Raw genomic sequence first — 15,343 nt, 5'->3', positions numbered from 1 at the left:
CGCCCCCCCCGCCCGGCCACGCCCCCCCGGGGCCGGGCGGCCGGCCCCCCCCGTGGCAAGCCCCCCCGGGGTGACGCACGCCACCCCCGGCGCCGGGGCGGGCGGGGCGGCCGGGGGGTGCGGGCCCCCACGGCGGCACAACCGGGCACGGGTCCGAAGGCCCGGAAGGGATCGGAGGGGATCGGAGGATCGCAGGCACCATGACCGACCACCGCGACGAACTGCTGGCCGGGGCCGCCGTGCGCGCCCTGACCGAACAACTGGCCCTGGCCCCGAAGCCCGGCCTGCCCGACCCGCGCGACCTCGCCGCCCGGGTCTCGCGCCGCGACCACGCCACCCTCCGGTGGTCGGCCATCGCCCTGGCCCCCGGGCTCGCGGCGATGGCCGCTGCGGCCCGCCGCAACGACGGGCCCACGCCCGGGCTGCGGGCGGAACTCGGTGCCATCGGGCGCGGCACCGAGCACACGGCCCGCCTGGCCGGCGGCGGCCACCGGGGAGCGCTGTTCGTCCTCGGCCTGCTCGTCGCCGGTGCCGTCCAGAGCCGCTCCGCCTCCGCCGACGAGGTCACCCGGGCGGCCGGACGGATCGCCGCGCACCCCGACCGGAACGCGCCGCACCGCCCCACGCCCGGCTCGGCGATGGCGGTGACCTACGGAGCCGCCGGTGCGCGCGGCGAGGCCCGGGCCGGCTTCCCCCATGTCCGCAGCGCACTGACGGCCCTCACCGCCTCCCGCGACGCCGGGGCCACCGAGGCGCAGGCGCGGCTGGACGCCCTGCTGACCGTGGTGTCGAGCCTCCGCGACACCGGGATCCTCCACGCGGCGGGCCCGGCCAGTCTGCGCCACGTCCACGCAGGGGCGCGCGCCGTCCTGGAGGCGGGCTCCGTCGCGACCGCCGCCGGGGCCGATGCCCTGGCCGCGTTCGACGACGACCTCCGCACCCGCGGCTGGAGCCCCCGGGGAAGCGCGGGTCTGCTCGCCGGGGCCCTGTTCGTGGACGGTCTCGGCTCGTCCGCCCGCCCGGCCGCCGGTGCCGGGACGGTCACGGCCGGGTAATCATCCGCCGCGGGCGGATCACACCCACTTCGGGTCGCGTCCGCTGTGGGCCAGGGCCCGTTCGAAGTCCGGGGCGCCCTCGGCGACCGCCACCTCGTCGGCGAAGCCGTCGTACTGCCGGTACAGCTCGGCGGTGCCGTCGACGACCTCACGGACGTAGGCGGCCGCCGCGTCGGAGAGCCGGAACTCCTGGCCGATGGTCCGGGCCACGTCCCAGCCGTGCAGGGCGGTCTCCTCGATGAGCATCGCGGCGACGTCACGGGCCGGGGACGTGGAGTTGCCCAGGTCGATCTCGCCGTCCCAGACCGCCGGGTCCGCCCAGGCCGCGACCGCGCGGTCCAACTGCTCCGCGTACCGCTCCGCCCAGTCGACGTCGGCGGTGAAGTCCCGCCCGACGAGCTCCTCCGGAAGCTCCTTGCCCAGGGCCCGGTGCTCCAGGCCGTGGGACGTGTACAGCACCCAGTGGTTGACGAGGCCCCGCAGGTCCCAGTCACCGCAGGGCGTTCGGGTCGCGCCGAGCTGATCGGCGCGGACGGTACGGGCGATACGAGCCGCCTCGGCGGCGACCTCGGTCATATGAGCGTGCTCGGTCTTCATGCCGGAACCCTACGAGCCGGGCCCGGCCGGGCGATTGAAGAAAAGCGACACGCTCCGCCGGGCCGCCCGGTCAGCAGGCGAGCCCGGCCTCGCGGGCGGCGCAGGCGGCGGCGTCCGAGCAGGCCCGGGGGAACCAGCTGTAGGCGGCACCGGCGGCCGGGCGGGTCCGCTGTTCACCGAGATCGGTGTCGGTGCCGATGGTCAGGGCGGCCCGGCACCAGACGCAGGACCATCCGCGCTGCTGCTGCTCCGTCAGTTCGCTGGCCGACGGTAGGTTCCTCACGTTCATGACGCCCCCGGCTCCTCGCTGGTCTGGTGGGAAGAGGATCCCCGGCCCCGGGGGCCGGAACGCTCACACTTCTGTGAGCGGGCCGGGAGGTTTCCGGCGGACCGGACCGGCTTCAAAGGCCGATCCAGGACGTCATGTTGACCAGATGGTCCGAGGTGCGGCGGCTCGTGTGGAGGAGCCCGGCCACGGTCTCCCGGGTGCGCGGGTGGTAGCGGGTCTGCTCCGGGGCGGCCCGGCGGGCCGCGAGAAGATGGCGCAGGGAGGCGTCCAGGTGGCCGGTCTCCATCTCGACGACGGCACGGTCCACCAGGAACCGGGCCCGGCGCGAAGTCAGCGTCGACGGGGGGAGTTTCACCGCGCGGGCCTGGCGCAGCGCGGCGTCGAAGTCGCGCATGGTGATGGCCGCGCCGATCTCGTGCAGGTTGACGTTCATCCGGCCGAAGCTCAGCCAGTGGACCTCGCCCGCCTCGCCGCCGACCCGGTCGGCCAGCTCCCGGGCGGCCTGGATGTGCTGCGCCACGGCCCGTCCGTCCCCGGCCCGGGCCGCCATCTCCGAGGCTCCGAGGTGCAGTTGGCCCGCCACGACGAGCCCTTCGCGCGAGCTCTGGCCGACGACGAGCGCCTGCCCGGCCTCGACCAGGCGCCGCCCGAGATCCGGCTCGGCATCGACGTGGCTCAGGGCCCGCCGGTACTGGCGGATCGCGGCGAGGCAGGGGTCGGAGGCGTGCGCGGCGGCCCAGCCCATGCGGTCGAGCGCGGTGATGGCGAGGTCCGCGAAGCCGAGTTTGGCGGCGATGTCGTGGGCGGTGCGGTACGCCGAGGCCAGGGCGCGCCATACCTCGGTGCTCGGTGCCGTGTGCACGGTGAGGGTGAGGTCGTCGATGACGCCGGGGAGCGCGAGGGCGGCCTTCCTGAGGTACGTCGCCCGGACCTCCTGGCAGAGGCGGTCGGTGTCGCGGACCAGCTCCCGCGCGGTGCGGGTGGGGTGGTGGCCGTCGGGTCCGAGGTCGTACAGGGCGAGGGACTCCCGGATCGGGCGGACCAGCGCGGAGAGCCTGCTGTGTTGTGTCTCGGTCGCCCTCGGGGGTCCGGTGAGGAGGGCGATGTCGATGCCGAGGCCGCGGGCGACGGCGGCGGTGAACTCGGCCGTCGCCACCCGGGCCCCGCATTCGACCTGGTTGAGCAGGCTGTAGGAGTAGGGGATGCGGGCGGCGAGCTGGCGCTGGCTGAGCCGGGCGAGCTTCCGTTGTTCCTTGATCCGTTCGCCCGTGCTGGTGTCGTCCGGTACGGGCCTGCCGGCCCCCTCGCGTTCCTCGTTCATCGCCGGGAACCGTACCCACGCGGTCCGTCGCGGGATTCGCAAAGCGGCCCCATGCCAACCGGATTGAGGAAAATTGGCCGGTCCCGCCCCGGCGCGATGGGATGGCAGTATGACGACTCTCTACCTGCTCGGTTCCGCCGCTCCGCCCGTACTCGACATCGCTTCGGTCATCGAGAAGGCCCAGGCCCGCGGCTACGACGTGTGTCTGGGGCTCACCCCGTCGGCGGCCCGCTGGCTGGAGCCGGGGGCGGCCGGGCTGGAGCGGCTGACCGGGCACCCGGTGCGGTCCGGGTACAAGGCGCCGGGTGCCCGGGACGTCTGGCCCCCGGCGGACGTGGTGCTGTTCGCGCCCGCCACGTTCAACTCGGTCAACTCCTGGGCGCTGGGTCTCACTTCGAGCTTCGTGGTGGGTTTCGCGGCCGAGGCGATCGGCAAGGGGATCCCGCTCGTCGCGATGCCCTGCGTCAACTCCGCGTACGCCCGGCACCGGGCGTTCGGGCGGAGCGTCGCCGAACTGAGGGAGATGGGGGTCACGGTGCTCTACGGCCCCGGCGGGTTCGAGCCGAACCTTCCGGGCGAGCGCCGCCCGGGCGGATTCCCCTGGGAGCTCGCGCTCGACGCGGTCGACGCGCTGGCTCCGTAGGCTCCGGGCGCGGGGCGCCGTGGACGCTCCTGGGGGCGTGGACCCGGGAACATAGGATCGTGGGATGACTTCGTTCTCCTGTTCCCCCGGTGAGACCTTCCTGCTCGGCGGCGAGCTGCCCGTGCGGCGGCTCGGTTACGGCACGGCCCAGCTGACCGGGCCCGGCTACTGGGGGCCGCGCGGCGACCGCGGCGCCGCCGTGGCGGTGCTGCGGGCCGCCGTGGAGCAGGGGGTCACCCTGATCGACACGGCGGACAACTACGGCCCCGGGCTGGCGGAGGAGCTGGTGGCCGAGGCCCTGCGTCCGTACCGCGACGACCTGGTGATCGCGACCAAGGGCGGTGTGGTCCGCACCAGCGACAGCGCCTGGCACATCGAGGGCCGGCCGGAGCGGCTGCGGGCGATGTGCGAGGCCAGCCTCGGGCGGCTGCGGACGGACCGGATCGACCTCTACCAGCTGCACCGGCTGGATCCGGACGTGCCGATGGCGGAGCAGTTGGGCGCCCTGGACGAGCTGCGGCACGAGGGTAAGATCCGGTACATCGGCCTGGACACCCTGACCGCCGAGCAGCTGGAGCAGGCGCTCTCCCTGACCGGGATCGCCTCGGTGCAGAACCGCTTCAATCTCCTGGACCGCTCGTCGGAGGCGGTGCTGAAGACGTGCGAAGCCCATGGTCTCGCCTTTCTGCCCTGGTTCCCGTTGGGCAACGGCGCGCTGACCGGTGACGCCGCCGCAGCGCTCTCCGGCATCGCCGACCGGCACGGCGCCACCCGCGGGCAGATCGCCCTCGCCTGGCTGCTGCACCGCTCCCCCGTGCTCTGCCCGACCCCGGGCACCGGCTCGGCCGCCCATCTGGCGGAGAACCTGGGGGCGCGCGAGATCCGGCTGTCGGACGAGGACCTGGGCGCCCTGGAGGCGCTCGTACCCGTATGAGAAGAAGGAGCACCCGGCTGTGACCACGCCCGGTACCACCACCCCACCGACCACCGTCCCCGTCCCCGTTCCGGCCGCCGAGGACGCCGGGGCGGTGCCGGTGATCCGGGCCGACGGCGTCCAGCTGGTCCGGGACGGCAAGGTGTTGCTCGACTCGGTCTCGCTGACGGTGCGCGCCGGCGAGCACTGGGCGCTGCTCGGCGCCAACGGGGCCGGGAAGAGCACGCTGCTGGGGCTGCTCGGCGCGGTGAAGCACCCCACCCGGGGTGCGGTGGAGGTGCTGGGGCGCCGGCTCGGCCGGGTCGACATGCGGGAGCTGCGTTCGCTGCTCGGCCATGTCGATCCGCGTCATCCGCTGCGCTCCCCGCTGTCGGTGCGCGAGGTGGTGCTGACCGGGCTGACGAACTCGGTCGAGCCGGTGCCGCGCCGTTCGGTGGACCAGGAGCAGCGGGACCGGGCGGAGCGGCTGCTGGAGATGCTCGGGATGGGCGGCAAGTCGGGGTCGCGCTGGCCGGCGCTGTCGCAGGGCGAGCGGGGCCGTACGCTCATCGCCCGCGCGCTGATGCCCCGGCCGAGGCTGCTGCTGCTCGACGAGCCGGCCACCGGTCTCGACCTCGCCGCGCGCGAGCAGTTGCTCGACAGTCTGGACATGCTGCGTCAGGAGCATCCGGAGCTGGCGACGGTGCTGGTCACCCATCATCTGGAGGAGCTGCCCGCCTCCACCACGCACGCGATGCTGCTGCGGGGCGGCCGGTGCGTGGCCTCGGGCCCGGTGGACGGGGTGCTGACCACGGAGCGGGTCAGCGACTGCTTCGGGCACCCGGTGCGGATCTCCCGTACGGACGGCCGGTGGGCGGCGCGGGCGCAGCGGGTGACGCGCCGCTGAGCCGGTCAGCCGTCGTCGGTGCCGCCGTCCGGGGCGGGGTCGGGGGCGTTGGACGGGGTGGCCTGGTTGTAGTAGAGCACCCAGCCCGTGCCGGTCAGCCGCCACACCGAGCTGCGGTGGTAGACGCGGCCCTTCGTCTCGGTGTCGTAGGTGAGGTGGACGATGTCCTCGGCGAGCTGGACGCCCTGCATCCGGGTGGCGGTGAGCGGGCCGGGGCGCGGGGCGTCCGCCGCGGTGAGCGCGGCGATCATGGAGTCGCGGTCCCAGATCCGTCCGGTGTGGTCGATCTCCCGGTAGTCGGGGTGCAGCAGCGCGGCGAGCAGTTCGGCGGAGGCGCGGACGACCGGGTCCAGGAGGCGCAGTTCGCCCTCGACCGCCGCGGCCACGCCGGGGGACGGTTCGGTCATGCGGGGGCTCCGTCGTGCGCGGGCGTGCCGGGTGCGGTCATCCCGACCAGTGTGGCCACGGTGTTCCAGTTGCGCGAGGTGGCGACGAGGCCCTTGGTGACGGAGGTGCGGGAGAGGGCCTCGGCGAGTTTCGAGCGGCCCAGCCCGTCGGGGGCGTAGAGGTAGAGCGCCCGGTCGCCGAGGGCGAACGCCTCGGGCAGGTGGGCCGCCGGGTCGATCCCGGCGAAGCGGGCGGCGTCGACCGGCCGGTCGTAGTACGTGACGTGGAGCTGCTTCCCCTCCAGCTCGGCGGCCGGGAACGGGCAGGCCGCCGCGACCGCCGCCAGGTAGGCGCCGTCGCGGACCAGGCAGGGGACGTCGAAGCCGAAGCGCCGGGCGATGGCCCGCTCCAGCTCGGCGGCGAGGGCCTCCTCGTCGTCCGACGCGCTGCTGAAGACGGCGTTGCCGCTCTGCAGGTGGGTGCGGACGTCCGCGTGTCCCAGCTCGGTGAGCAGGGCCCGGAGGTCGGCCATCGGGATCCGTTTGTGGCCGCTGACATTGATCCCGCGCAACAGCGCCGCGTACGTCGTCATGGCCACACCCTAGGGTGTGGAGCCGTACGGGGCGGCGGGCCGTGTCACCCCGTGCCGTCGTACGGACGGGAGGGCCAGCACCACCGCGACCGCGGCCAGCTGCCAGAGCGCGCCGGCCGCGAGGAGCCGGTCGGCCCCCACCACCCCCGAGACCGGCCCGGCCAGGGCCAGTCCGAGCGGTCCCAGGGCGAAGGCGCCCAGGCTGTCGAACGCGCTGATGCGTCCGCGGACCTCGGCGGGGACGTCGCGCTGGATGACGGTGGTCGAGAGGGCGCTGCACACCGCCGCCCCGGCCCCCGCCAGGAGCGCGGCCCCGGCCACCCAGCCCAGCGGCAGCCGTGCGGCCAGCGCCGCCGCCGGGAACGCCCAGCAGACGGATGCGGCCATCGACCAGGCGAGTGGCCTGCGGGGGCTCCGGCCGAGGAGCGCCAGCCCGCTGAGGATCGAGCCGGTGCCGTACAGGGCCAGGACCAGTCCCCAGGCCCTCGCGCCGCCCAGCCGCTGCTGGGCGAGGGCCGGTCCCAGCACCAGGAACGGGGCCCAGAGGACGAAGTTGAAGAGGCTGATGTGCAGGGTCGTCACCCACAGCCAGGTGCGGGAGGTGAACTCCTTCCAGCCGCGCCCCAGGTCGGCGAAGAGCCCGCGCCGGGGTCCGTCCGAGCGGGACAGGGGCAGCCCGGCCAGGGCCAGGGCGCTCACCCCGTAGCTGAGCGCGTCGACGGCGACCACCGTGCCCGCGTCGAGGACCGCGATGAGCAGTCCGGCCAGCCCCGGCCCCAGCACCGAGGCCACGGCCTGGGACATCTGGAGCACCGCGTTGGCGTCCGACAGCTCGTCCTCGGGGACGAGGCCCGGCACGAGGGCCGTGAGGCTCGGGCTGAACGCACCCTCGCCGATCCCGAGGAGCACCGCCAGGGCGACCACTTCCCACATCCGCGCGCTGTGGGTCAGCAGGAGGACGGCGAGCACGCCCTGGGAGGCGAACCGGAGCAGATCGGCCGTCAGCATGACCGTACGGGCCCCGATCCGGTCGGTCAGCACTCCGCCGAGCAGCAGCACCGCCAGCACGGCCAGGATGCGGACCGCCATCACCACACCGACGGCGTCGACCCCGCCGTCGGGCAACCGCAGTACGGCGAAGGTCATGGCGATGGTGTTCATCCCGGAGCCGAGCAGCGAGGAGCCCTGGCCGATCAGGAACCGGCGGAATCGGGCGTGCCGCAGGGTGCGCAGGCGGCGGGGGGCCGCCCCGGTCCCGGTCGCGGCGGGAAGGCGGGTACGAAGCGTCATGGCTCCGCAGCCTCCCCCTGCCGCCGCACCCTCCGCAAGTAATCCGCGAAAGAAAATTGAGTCTTTCACCAGCAATTTTACTTTCCCTGGAATTCCCGCAGTAAATAGGCTTCATTTACTGCAACATCCCTGGTGATAGGGTCGGTTGAGGAGAAGCGAGGGAGTGTCGATGAAGTCCATTTACTGCGGGTGGCGGGAATGAGAATCGGCCCGGAAACGGACACGGGACCTTTGCGTGCGACGCCGGTGGAATACGGTGCCGCCGTGGACCGCTACCTCGCGGCGGCCGGTCTCGGCGACGCCTCCCGCCGCGTCTACCGGGTCTCGCTGCGGGGGTGGGCCTGGCCGTTGGTCGACCGGCGGGCCCCGACCGGCCGGGAGCGCCGGGGTGCCCGTCCGCCCGTCGTGCCGCTCGCCCTGCTGGACGATCCGCGGACCCCGGAGCGGCTGCGCCGGGGACTGGCCGACCGCGCCGCGTCCGCCCTGCCCCGTACGGTGGTCCGCGAGCTGGCCTGTCTGCGCGCTGCCACGGCGTGGTGGCTGGCGCGGGGCTGGATCGTCACGGACCCGACGGCCGGACTGGAGCCGCCCGGGCCGCGCCCCGGACCGGCCGCCGTCCCCTCGGCCACTCCCCCGGCGTCCGCCACCGCCCCGGACCGGGCCCGCGCCGCCCTCACCTCGCGGGCGCCGCTGAGGGAGCTGGCCCTGTGGCATCTCCTGCACGAGTCACGGGCCCCCGTCGAGCGGGTGCTCGCCCTCGACATCGACCACCTCGACCTGCCCGGCCGGCGGGCCCGGTCCCACGCGGCGGCCGCCCTGACCTGGGGGCCGGGCACGGCCCGCCTGCTGCCGATGCTGCTCGCCGGGCGCACGGCGGGGCCGGTCTTCGTCACGGGCCGCCGGGCGCCCGCCGGAACACCGGCCGCCGACCGCTGTCCGGTCACCGGCCGGGGGCGGCTCTCCTACCGCCGGGCCGCGGAGCTCTTCACCGCCGCGACCCGGCCGCTGGACCCGGCGGGCCGGGGCTGGACCCTGCTCGTCCTGCGCGAACGGCCGGGCCGCACCGGCCCGGCCTCCGCCTGACGCCGGGCGCCGCCGGGGACGGCGCCCGGTGCCACGCCCCGCTCAGGACAGCATGTTGACCTTGTACTGCATGATCCGGTAGTTCCACTCGTCGTACCACTGGCTGACGACGATGTGGAAGTTGCCGAACGTCGAGCCGGGGACGACGAACCCGCCGTACGGACTGGCCACGAGGTTGGCCACCTCCTGCCCGGGCGCACAGGGCAGGATCATCGTCTGCTCCAGCGTCCTGGTCAGGTCCGAGGTCGGGAGCGGGAAGACCATCGCACGGATCGACAGCGGGTCCATGTTGAGCCAGGTGAGGACGTACTTGCCGTCCATGGCGCGGAAGCAGATCTCGCCCCACTTGCGGACGCCGAACACGGTCGTCGGCGCCGGGGCGTTCCACCGCCAGCCGCCGTCGACGTAGCCCCACGGCTCGTAGGCGCCCGGGTCGCCGAGGCGCTCCTTGCGCACCCGGTGGAGCAGCATCCCGGAGGCCACCTCGCGGTTGAAGACCGAGGACAGGACGTAGCAGTAGCCGTCATCGGCGACGGCGTACGTCTTCTGCTGGAACTGGCCGCCGTGCAGGTCGCCCGGCCACTGGCAGAGGTACTCCCAGGACTCCCCGTTGTCGGTGGAGCGCCAGAAGTCCGTGTGGTGGGTGTCGTAGATGACACCGCGCATCAGGTGCATGTACATGACGCCGTCGACGACGAACACGTCGGACGGGATCGCCGTCGTGGCCTTGTCCCCGACGGGGTTGTGCGGCTCGTCGACGAGGCTGTTGGCGTGGCCGCCACCGACGCTTCCGTCGATGCGCAGGTTGTTGACGTCCCCGTTGCTGGAGCGCAGGCCGACCGGGGCACGCCAGTCGCTCGGTTCGCCGGGGCGTGGCACGTGGTCGCCGTCGAAGGTGTCGCCGCCGACGAAGAGCATGGTGCCGTCCGGACAGCGCACGGGGATGCCGAGGTCGGTCCACGGCGCGGTGAACGGGCCGGTCTCGGCGGGGCCGCTGAGGTTCTTCACCTTGACCGCGAGGGTGGGGCTGGAGGGGTCGCCCGGCCCGCCGGCCATGGCCGTTCCGGCGGCCGGGCCGACCATGCCCGCCCCCGCGACGACGCCGATGCCGATCTTGAGGAGCCCGCGGCGGGAGTACCCGCCGGCCGCGTCTTTCCCGTTCGATGCTGCTGTCATCCGTCGGTGCCTTTCGGAGTCGGTTCTGAACGGACCGGAGGATGCCCCGGCGCCGGACCGGAACGGTCGGCGCGGTGGCATCACCGGCCCAACGCCCGGACGCGGAGGCAGGATGCGGCCGGACCGGGAGTCGGGCCGAGGTCGGCCGAAAGGCGTGGCACACCGGGTGCCGGTGGCGGAATCAATCCGGTCGCCATCCACAACTCCCTTGCAGCACAGTGGAGTTCACGCACGAAGCGGCCGCCGTGCCCCGTGGGGGAGGGCACGGCGGCCGCGTTCTCCGTTGCGCCGGGCGGTTCGGCCGCCCGGTCACCGGCCCGGGGGCCGGGCGGCTATTCGACGATCTTCAGCAGCTTGTTCGGGGTCCCCGCGGTGGCGTTGGAGATCGCGTCGGGGGTGGCCCCGTCGGTGAGGGCGGTGGCGACCTCCTCCGGGGTGGCGTCCTGGTGCCCGGCGAGGTAGACGGCGGCGGCGCCGACGACGTGCGGGGTCGCCATGGACGTACCGGAGATGGTGTTGGACGCGTCGTCGCTGTCGTTCCACGACGAGGTGATGTCCGAACCCGGGGCGTAGATGTCCACGATCGAGCCGTAGTTGGAGAAGTACGACTGCTCGTCGTCCACGGTGGACGAGGCGACCGTGATGGCCTCGGGGACGCGGGCCGGGGAGGTCTGGCTCGCGTCGGACGAGTCGTTGCCGGCGGCGACCGCGAAGGTGACACCGGAGGCGATGGCCTTCTGGACCGCGGTGTCGAGCGCCTCGTCCGCGCCGCCGCCGAGGCTCATGTTGGCGACGGAGGGGCCCTCGTGGTTCTCGGTCACCCAGTCGATGCCGGCGACGACCTGCTCGGTGGTGCCCGAGCCCGAGTCGTCGAGGACCCGGACGGCGACGATCTTCGCCTTCTTGGCGACCCCGTAGGTCGCACCGGCGATGGTGCCCGCCACATGGGTGCCGTGGCCGTTGCCGTCGTCCGCGTCGTCGTCGTTGTCGACGGCGTCGTAGCCGGAGCTGGCCCGGCCCTCGAACTCCTCGTGCGTGGTGCGCACACCGGTGTCGATGACGTACGCGGTCACGCCCTCGCCCGCGCTGTCGGGGTAGGTGTACGCGCCATCACCGGCGGTCTCGGTCTGGTCGATCCGGTCCAGCCCCCAGGACGGCGGGTTGGTCTGGGTCCCGTCGATGTGGAACTTCTTGTTCTGGACCACCTTGGAGACGGCCGGGTCGGCCGCCAGCCGCTTGGCCTCGGTGAGCGTGAGGCCGGAGGCGGAGAAGCCGTTGATGGCGGAGGTGTAGTTCCGCTTGAGCTTGCCGCCGTACTCCTTGGCGAGCTCCGACTTGTCGGCCTTCTGGTTGAGCATGACGATGTAGCTGCCGGAGACGGCGTCCGCGGCGTTCGCGCCGTAGACGACGCCCATCGCGGGGGCGGGCTCGGCGCCCGCCAGCGAGGTGTTGAGCAGGGTGACTCCGGCCGCCGCGGCCACCGCGGTTATCGCCGCGGTGAGCTTGAACCGGCGGGCGCGCTTGTGAATAGCCATGAAGAGGGGTCTCCTCGTCATTCTTTGTGGGGGGATTCGCCCCCGGCCGGAAGATCTCCGGGGGCTGGCTCGAAACCCTCGCCGATTGACGCGCGCAGATCAAGACCTTCAAGCGGCTGTGACTTACTCAACAAACTTTCGTAATAAGAAACCGGCCAGAGACACTCAAGTCGACCGCGTCCACCAGGACTTATGCGGCCCACCCCGAGGTCACGGCGCGACCGGCGGTCTTCCCCGGTGGCGCGGAGGACCCCGCCCGGCGGTGCGCACGGGCGGGGTCGCGGCCTGATTCCGACCCTGCTTTCACCGACCTCTCACCTGGCGGCCACATTGCGGCGGTGCGGAACGTTCCGGTGTCCCAAAGGCCTCGCCGGAAGCCGGATCAGCGCTGGTAGCGGGCCAGGACCCGGTTCCCGTCGTCGACCAGCCGCCGGGTCAGCTCGTCCGGCCCGATGGCTCCGCTGTAGTACTCCTGGAGGGCGGGGGTGGCGACCTTGTCCTTCCACTCCGGGTAGCCGCGCACCGACTGGGCGGGCGCCGGGCGGAGCGCCTTCGCGACGGCGACACCGGTCGCCCAGCCGTTCTCTGCGGTGTGCAGGGAGGGGTCGGCGAGGGCCTCGGTACCGGTCGGGAGCATCCAGTCGCCCTTGGCCAGCCGCACCATGTTCGGCGGCCGGAGCAGGAAGTCGATGAAGCGCGCGGCCTCCTTCTTGTGCGGGCTGGCCTCCGCGACGGACAGGGTCTGCGGGCTGACCCCCTGGGCGAGCCCCGCGCCGCCCGCCGGCGGCGGGAGCACCGTCCACTCGAACCCCTCGGGGGCCTGCTCGACGATCTGCTGACGGTAGGAGAAACCGAGCGGCACCATCGCGTACTTGCCGCCGAAGAAGCCGGGGAGGGTGTCGGAGCCGCCCATGCCGAGGGTGGTGCGCGCGGCACTGCGGTCGGTGGTGACCTGGTCGTGGATGGTGCCGGGGACGATCCGGTCGCCCGGCTCCGCGCGGAGGGTGACCCTGCCGTCGGCGCCCCGGTGGAAGAGCCGGCCGCCGGCCGAGAGGCCGAGGTTCAGCGTGACGGAGACCGGCTCCCTGAGCGGCCAGGCGACCCCGTACCGCCCCTCGCCGGTCAGCTTCTTGGTGACGCGCCGGAACTCCTCCCAGCTCCAGGGGTGGTCGGGGGTCGGGATCCGAACCCCCGACCGCTGCAGGATCCTGGTGTTGGCGATCAGGACGCGGGGTTCCTGGAGGAAGGGCACGCCGTAGACGCCGTCGCCGAAGGTGGTGGTGGACCAGCTCTGTCGCGGGATGTCGGCGGTCAGCCGGTCGGGGAGGAGTCCGCGCAGATCGGCGAGGAAGCCGCCGTACGCGAAGTCGGCCAGGTCGTCGGAGGCGTCGTGGACGATGTCCGGGGCCTCGCCGCCCTCGAAGGAGGTGAGCAACTGGTCGTGGACGGTGTCCCAGCTTCCGGGGACATAGGTGACGTGGACGTCCGGATGGGTCTCGTTCCACTCCTCCACCAGCCGCTTGTTGGCGTCGACGGACTCCTTCTGCCAGGCCAGCGACTGGAACCTCAGCTCGATCCGGCCGTCGTGCCGCCCGCCGTCGTCCTGCCCCGCGCAGCCGGAGAGGAGCAGGGCGAGCGCGGTGGCCACGGCGGCCGTCGCCCTGCGCGTCGTCGTCCGCATCAGCTCTTCACCGCCCCGGCCAGCATGGAACCGGTGATCCGCCGCTGGATGACCGCGAAGATCACCAGCGAGGGCAGGGTGGCGAGGAAGGCCGCGGCGGCGAGCGGGCCGAGGTCGGCCGCCCCCTCCGCGCCGATGAAGTGGGTGAGGACGACCGGCAAGGTCTGGTTCTCCGGTGACTTGAGCAGGACGAGCGCGAAGAACAGCTCGTTCCAGGCGGTGATGAAGGCGAAGAGCGCGGTGGCGACGATGCCGGGGGCCAGCAGCGGGGCGGTCACCGACACCAGGGTCCGCAGCCGGCCCGCCCCGTCGACCGCGGCGGCCTCCTCCAGCTCGACCGGGACGGCCCGTACGTATCCGACGAGCATCCAGAGCGCGAAGGGCAGCGCCCAGACGGTGTACACCATGACCAGCCCCGTCAGGGTGTTGATCAGATGGAGGCTCTTCAGGATCAGGAAGAGCGGGATGATCAGCAGGACCAGCGGGAACGCCTGGCTGATCACCACCCATCCGGTGGCCGCCGTCGAGAGCCGGGAGCGGCGGCGGGCCAGCACGTACGCCAGCGGGGTGGCGACGACCACCGCGAGGGCGGCGGCGCAGAGCGCGGCGGTCAGCGAGTTGGCCCCGGCCCGGAGCAGCGGCTGCTCGTCGAAGGCCTGGCGGAAGTTGTCGAGCGTCGGGTGCGCGGGGATCCAGGTGGGGTGGAGCGAGCCCAGTTCGCGGGCCGGTTTGAAGGCGGTGGAGATCAGCCACAGGAACGGGAACGCCAGGAAGGCGAGGTAGCCGAGGAGCGCGGCGTACTGTCCGGTGCGGACGAGCGGGCTGGTGCGGGTGTTCACCGGTCCTCGCCTCCCTTGAGCCGGGCGGCGAGGTGGACGGCGAGGATGACGGAGATCACCGCGACCATCACGCAGCCCATCGCCGCGGCGTAGCCGAACTGCCCGTAGTGGAACGCCTCCTCGTACGCGAAGAGCATCGGCAGCCGGGTGCGGCCGCCGGGCCCGCCGTTGGTCAGGACGTAGACCAGGGCGAAGGAGTTGAAGTTCCAGATGAAGTTGAGTGCGGTGATGGCGAACGCGACCGGTCTGAGCACCGGCCAGGTGACGGTGCGGAAGCGGCGCCAGGCTCCGGCGCCGTCGAGAGCCGCCGCCTCGTGGAGCTCCCGCGGGGCGTTCTGGACCCCGGCGAGAAGGGCGACGGTGGTCTGCGGCATGCCCGCCCACACCCCGACGACCATCACCGCGGGCAGGGCGGTGGCGAGGCCGGTGAGCCAGTCCCGTCCGTCGCCGAGGGAGAGGTCGCGCAGGGTCTCGTTGAGGACGCCCGCGTCCGGGTTGTAGACCAGCCGCCACATGATGCCCACGACCACCTCGGGCATCGCCCAGGGGACGATCGCCAGCGCGCGGGCCAGCCAGCGCAGCCGAAGCCGCTGGTCGAGCAGGAGGGCGAGGCCCAGGGAGAGGACGAACTGCGGGACGGTGACGCCGAACGCCCAGACCAGGCCGATCCGGAAGGAGTCCCAGAAGAGGGTGTCGTGGAGCAGGTCCTGGAAGTTGAGCCCGCCGACCCACTGGGTGGCGCGGGTGCGGCCGGACTGGGCGTCGGTGAAGGCGAGCGCGATGCCGTAGAGCAGGGGGCCGACGCTGAGGACGAGGATCGGGATCAGCGCGGGCAGTACCAGGAACCAGGCGCCGGCGCTCCGGCCCGCCGGCGGGGGCGGGGTGCTCCGGCCGGCCGGCGGGCCGGGTCTCTCGGAACGTACGGTCGCACTCGCTAATGCCATGAATACTCCCCCTTGTGGCGTTTGGTCCGGTTCATACCGTTCTGGCCGGTCGGATGGCCCACGTCATCGTGCTGACGGGTCGTCGGTTCGT

Annotated in this window: 16 protein-coding genes; 5 read left to right on the top strand and 11 right to left on the bottom strand. The window is 73.2% G+C overall.

The annotated features are described in order from the left end of the window. The first annotated feature begins 200 nt into the window (after positions 1-200). Positions 201-1,055 (top strand): triphosphoribosyl-dephospho-CoA synthase, encoded by an 855-nt coding sequence (locus ACF08W_RS25675; RefSeq protein WP_392280676.1) that lies wholly within the window; start codon positions 201-203, stop codon positions 1,053-1,055. Between the two features lie 18 nt (positions 1,056-1,073). On the opposite strand, the gene ACF08W_RS25670 is transcribed toward ACF08W_RS25675, so the two are convergent. From ACF08W_RS25670 to ACF08W_RS25660, 3 genes are all read right to left on the bottom strand, one after another. Continuing rightward, on the bottom strand, positions 1,074-1,652 hold the full coding sequence (locus ACF08W_RS25670; RefSeq protein WP_385206055.1) for a TIGR03086 family metal-binding protein: 579 nt from the start codon (positions 1,650-1,652) through the stop codon (positions 1,074-1,076). A gap of 70 nt (positions 1,653-1,722) precedes the next feature. Further along, positions 1,723-1,941, bottom strand: a complete 219-nt coding sequence (locus tag ACF08W_RS25665) for a hypothetical protein (RefSeq protein ID WP_352272997.1) — start codon at positions 1,939-1,941, stop codon at positions 1,723-1,725. 112 nt (positions 1,942-2,053) lie between these two features. Continuing rightward, positions 2,054-3,262 (bottom strand): helix-turn-helix domain-containing protein, encoded by a 1,209-nt coding sequence (locus ACF08W_RS25660; protein WP_392280675.1) that lies wholly within the window; start codon positions 3,260-3,262, stop codon positions 2,054-2,056. A gap of 109 nt (positions 3,263-3,371) precedes the next feature. On the opposite strand from ACF08W_RS25660, the gene ACF08W_RS25655 reads away from it, so the two are divergent. From ACF08W_RS25655 to ACF08W_RS25645, 3 genes are all read left to right on the top strand, one after another. After that, positions 3,372-3,905 carry a flavoprotein gene (locus ACF08W_RS25655; protein ID WP_352272999.1) on the top strand — a complete coding sequence of 178 codons (534 nt, stop codon included), beginning with the start codon at positions 3,372-3,374 and terminating at the stop codon, positions 3,903-3,905. Positions 3,906-3,969: 64 nt separating this feature from the next. Beyond that, on the top strand, positions 3,970-4,839 hold the full coding sequence (locus ACF08W_RS25650) for an aldo/keto reductase (RefSeq protein ID WP_352273000.1): 870 nt from the start codon (positions 3,970-3,972) through the stop codon (positions 4,837-4,839). Between the two features lie 94 nt (positions 4,840-4,933). Next, positions 4,934-5,725 (top strand): ABC transporter ATP-binding protein, encoded by a 792-nt coding sequence (locus tag ACF08W_RS25645; RefSeq protein ID WP_385206411.1) that lies wholly within the window; start codon positions 4,934-4,936, stop codon positions 5,723-5,725. A gap of 5 nt (positions 5,726-5,730) precedes the next feature. Here the strand turns inward: ACF08W_RS25645 and ACF08W_RS25640 are convergent, their stop codons facing one another. The 3 genes from ACF08W_RS25640 to ACF08W_RS25630 are packed head-to-tail and all read right to left on the bottom strand — an operon-like array spanning position 5,731 to position 7,994. Next, positions 5,731-6,132 (bottom strand): DUF4440 domain-containing protein, encoded by a 402-nt coding sequence (locus tag ACF08W_RS25640; protein WP_392280674.1) that lies wholly within the window; start codon positions 6,130-6,132, stop codon positions 5,731-5,733. Continuing rightward, a complete protein-coding gene (locus ACF08W_RS25635) occupies positions 6,129-6,704 on the bottom strand; it encodes a DUF1697 domain-containing protein (protein WP_385206045.1) in 576 nt (191 codons plus the stop codon). The genes ACF08W_RS25640 and ACF08W_RS25635 overlap by 4 nt, the downstream gene beginning before the upstream one ends. A 9-nt stretch (positions 6,705-6,713) precedes the next feature. Next, on the bottom strand, positions 6,714-7,994 hold the full coding sequence (locus ACF08W_RS25630; RefSeq protein ID WP_392280673.1) for an MFS transporter: 1,281 nt from the start codon (positions 7,992-7,994) through the stop codon (positions 6,714-6,716). A 264-nt stretch (positions 7,995-8,258) separates the two neighbouring features. Between ACF08W_RS25630 and ACF08W_RS25625 the strand changes: the two genes are divergently transcribed. Continuing rightward, a complete protein-coding gene (locus ACF08W_RS25625) occupies positions 8,259-9,077 on the top strand; it encodes a hypothetical protein (RefSeq protein ID WP_392280672.1) in 819 nt (272 codons plus the stop codon). Positions 9,078-9,119: 42 nt separating this feature from the next. Here ACF08W_RS25625 and ACF08W_RS25620 read toward each other — a convergent pair whose 3' ends face one another. The 5 genes from ACF08W_RS25620 to ACF08W_RS25600 form a co-directional block, all read right to left on the bottom strand. Then, a complete protein-coding gene (locus tag ACF08W_RS25620; RefSeq protein WP_392280671.1) occupies positions 9,120-10,253 on the bottom strand; it encodes a DUF4185 domain-containing protein in 1,134 nt (377 codons plus the stop codon). Positions 10,254-10,585: 332 nt separating this feature from the next. Then, positions 10,586-11,788: a S8 family serine peptidase gene (locus tag ACF08W_RS25615; protein WP_352273006.1), complete on the bottom strand. Its 1,203-nt coding sequence runs from the start codon at positions 11,786-11,788 to the stop codon at positions 10,586-10,588. Between the two features lie 382 nt (positions 11,789-12,170). Next, positions 12,171-13,469 (bottom strand): ABC transporter substrate-binding protein, encoded by a 1,299-nt coding sequence (locus ACF08W_RS25610; RefSeq protein WP_392280670.1) that lies wholly within the window; start codon positions 13,467-13,469, stop codon positions 12,171-12,173. After that, positions 13,469-14,308: a carbohydrate ABC transporter permease gene (locus ACF08W_RS25605; RefSeq protein ID WP_392280669.1), complete on the bottom strand. Its 840-nt coding sequence runs from the start codon at positions 14,306-14,308 to the stop codon at positions 13,469-13,471. The genes ACF08W_RS25610 and ACF08W_RS25605 overlap by 1 nt, the downstream gene beginning before the upstream one ends. Further along, positions 14,305-15,252 (bottom strand): carbohydrate ABC transporter permease, encoded by a 948-nt coding sequence (locus tag ACF08W_RS25600; RefSeq protein WP_385206028.1) that lies wholly within the window; start codon positions 15,250-15,252, stop codon positions 14,305-14,307. The genes ACF08W_RS25605 and ACF08W_RS25600 overlap by 4 nt, the downstream gene beginning before the upstream one ends. Between the last annotated feature and the right edge of the window lie 91 nt (positions 15,253-15,343).

Origin of the sequence: Streptomyces sp. NPDC015144, from assembly GCF_043079735.1 — a bacterium.
GTDB lineage: Bacteria > Actinomycetota > Actinomycetes > Streptomycetales > Streptomycetaceae > Streptomyces.
The sequence above is the reverse complement of the archived record's forward strand: the minus strand, read 5'-3'. Positions and strand labels throughout refer to the sequence as shown.

Excerpts from the sequence above, each read along its gene's own strand:
- ACF08W_RS25675 (WP_392280676.1), top strand. The coding sequence starts at position 201 with ATGACCGACCACCGCGACGAACTGCTGGCCGGGGCCGCCGTGCGCGCC.
- ACF08W_RS25670 (WP_385206055.1), bottom strand. The coding sequence starts at position 1,652 with ATGAAGACCGAGCACGCTCATATGACCGAGGTCGCCGCCGAGGCGGCT.
- ACF08W_RS25665 (WP_352272997.1), bottom strand. The coding sequence starts at position 1,941 with ATGAACGTGAGGAACCTACCGTCGGCCAGCGAACTGACGGAGCAGCAG.
- ACF08W_RS25660 (WP_392280675.1), bottom strand. The coding sequence starts at position 3,262 with ATGAACGAGGAACGCGAGGGGGCCGGCAGGCCCGTACCGGACGACACC.
- ACF08W_RS25655 (WP_352272999.1), top strand. The coding sequence starts at position 3,372 with ATGACGACTCTCTACCTGCTCGGTTCCGCCGCTCCGCCCGTACTCGAC.
- ACF08W_RS25650 (WP_352273000.1), top strand. The coding sequence starts at position 3,970 with ATGACTTCGTTCTCCTGTTCCCCCGGTGAGACCTTCCTGCTCGGCGGC.
- ACF08W_RS25640 (WP_392280674.1), bottom strand. The coding sequence starts at position 6,132 with ATGACCGAACCGTCCCCCGGCGTGGCCGCGGCGGTCGAGGGCGAACTG.
- ACF08W_RS25635 (WP_385206045.1), bottom strand. The coding sequence starts at position 6,704 with ATGACGACGTACGCGGCGCTGTTGCGCGGGATCAATGTCAGCGGCCAC.
- ACF08W_RS25630 (WP_392280673.1), bottom strand. The coding sequence starts at position 7,994 with ATGACGCTTCGTACCCGCCTTCCCGCCGCGACCGGGACCGGGGCGGCC.
- ACF08W_RS25620 (WP_392280671.1), bottom strand. The coding sequence starts at position 10,253 with ATGACAGCAGCATCGAACGGGAAAGACGCGGCCGGCGGGTACTCCCGC.
- ACF08W_RS25615 (WP_352273006.1), bottom strand. The coding sequence starts at position 11,788 with ATGGCTATTCACAAGCGCGCCCGCCGGTTCAAGCTCACCGCGGCGATA.
- ACF08W_RS25610 (WP_392280670.1), bottom strand. The coding sequence starts at position 13,469 with ATGCGGACGACGACGCGCAGGGCGACGGCCGCCGTGGCCACCGCGCTC.
- ACF08W_RS25600 (WP_385206028.1), bottom strand. The coding sequence starts at position 15,252 with ATGGCATTAGCGAGTGCGACCGTACGTTCCGAGAGACCCGGCCCGCCG.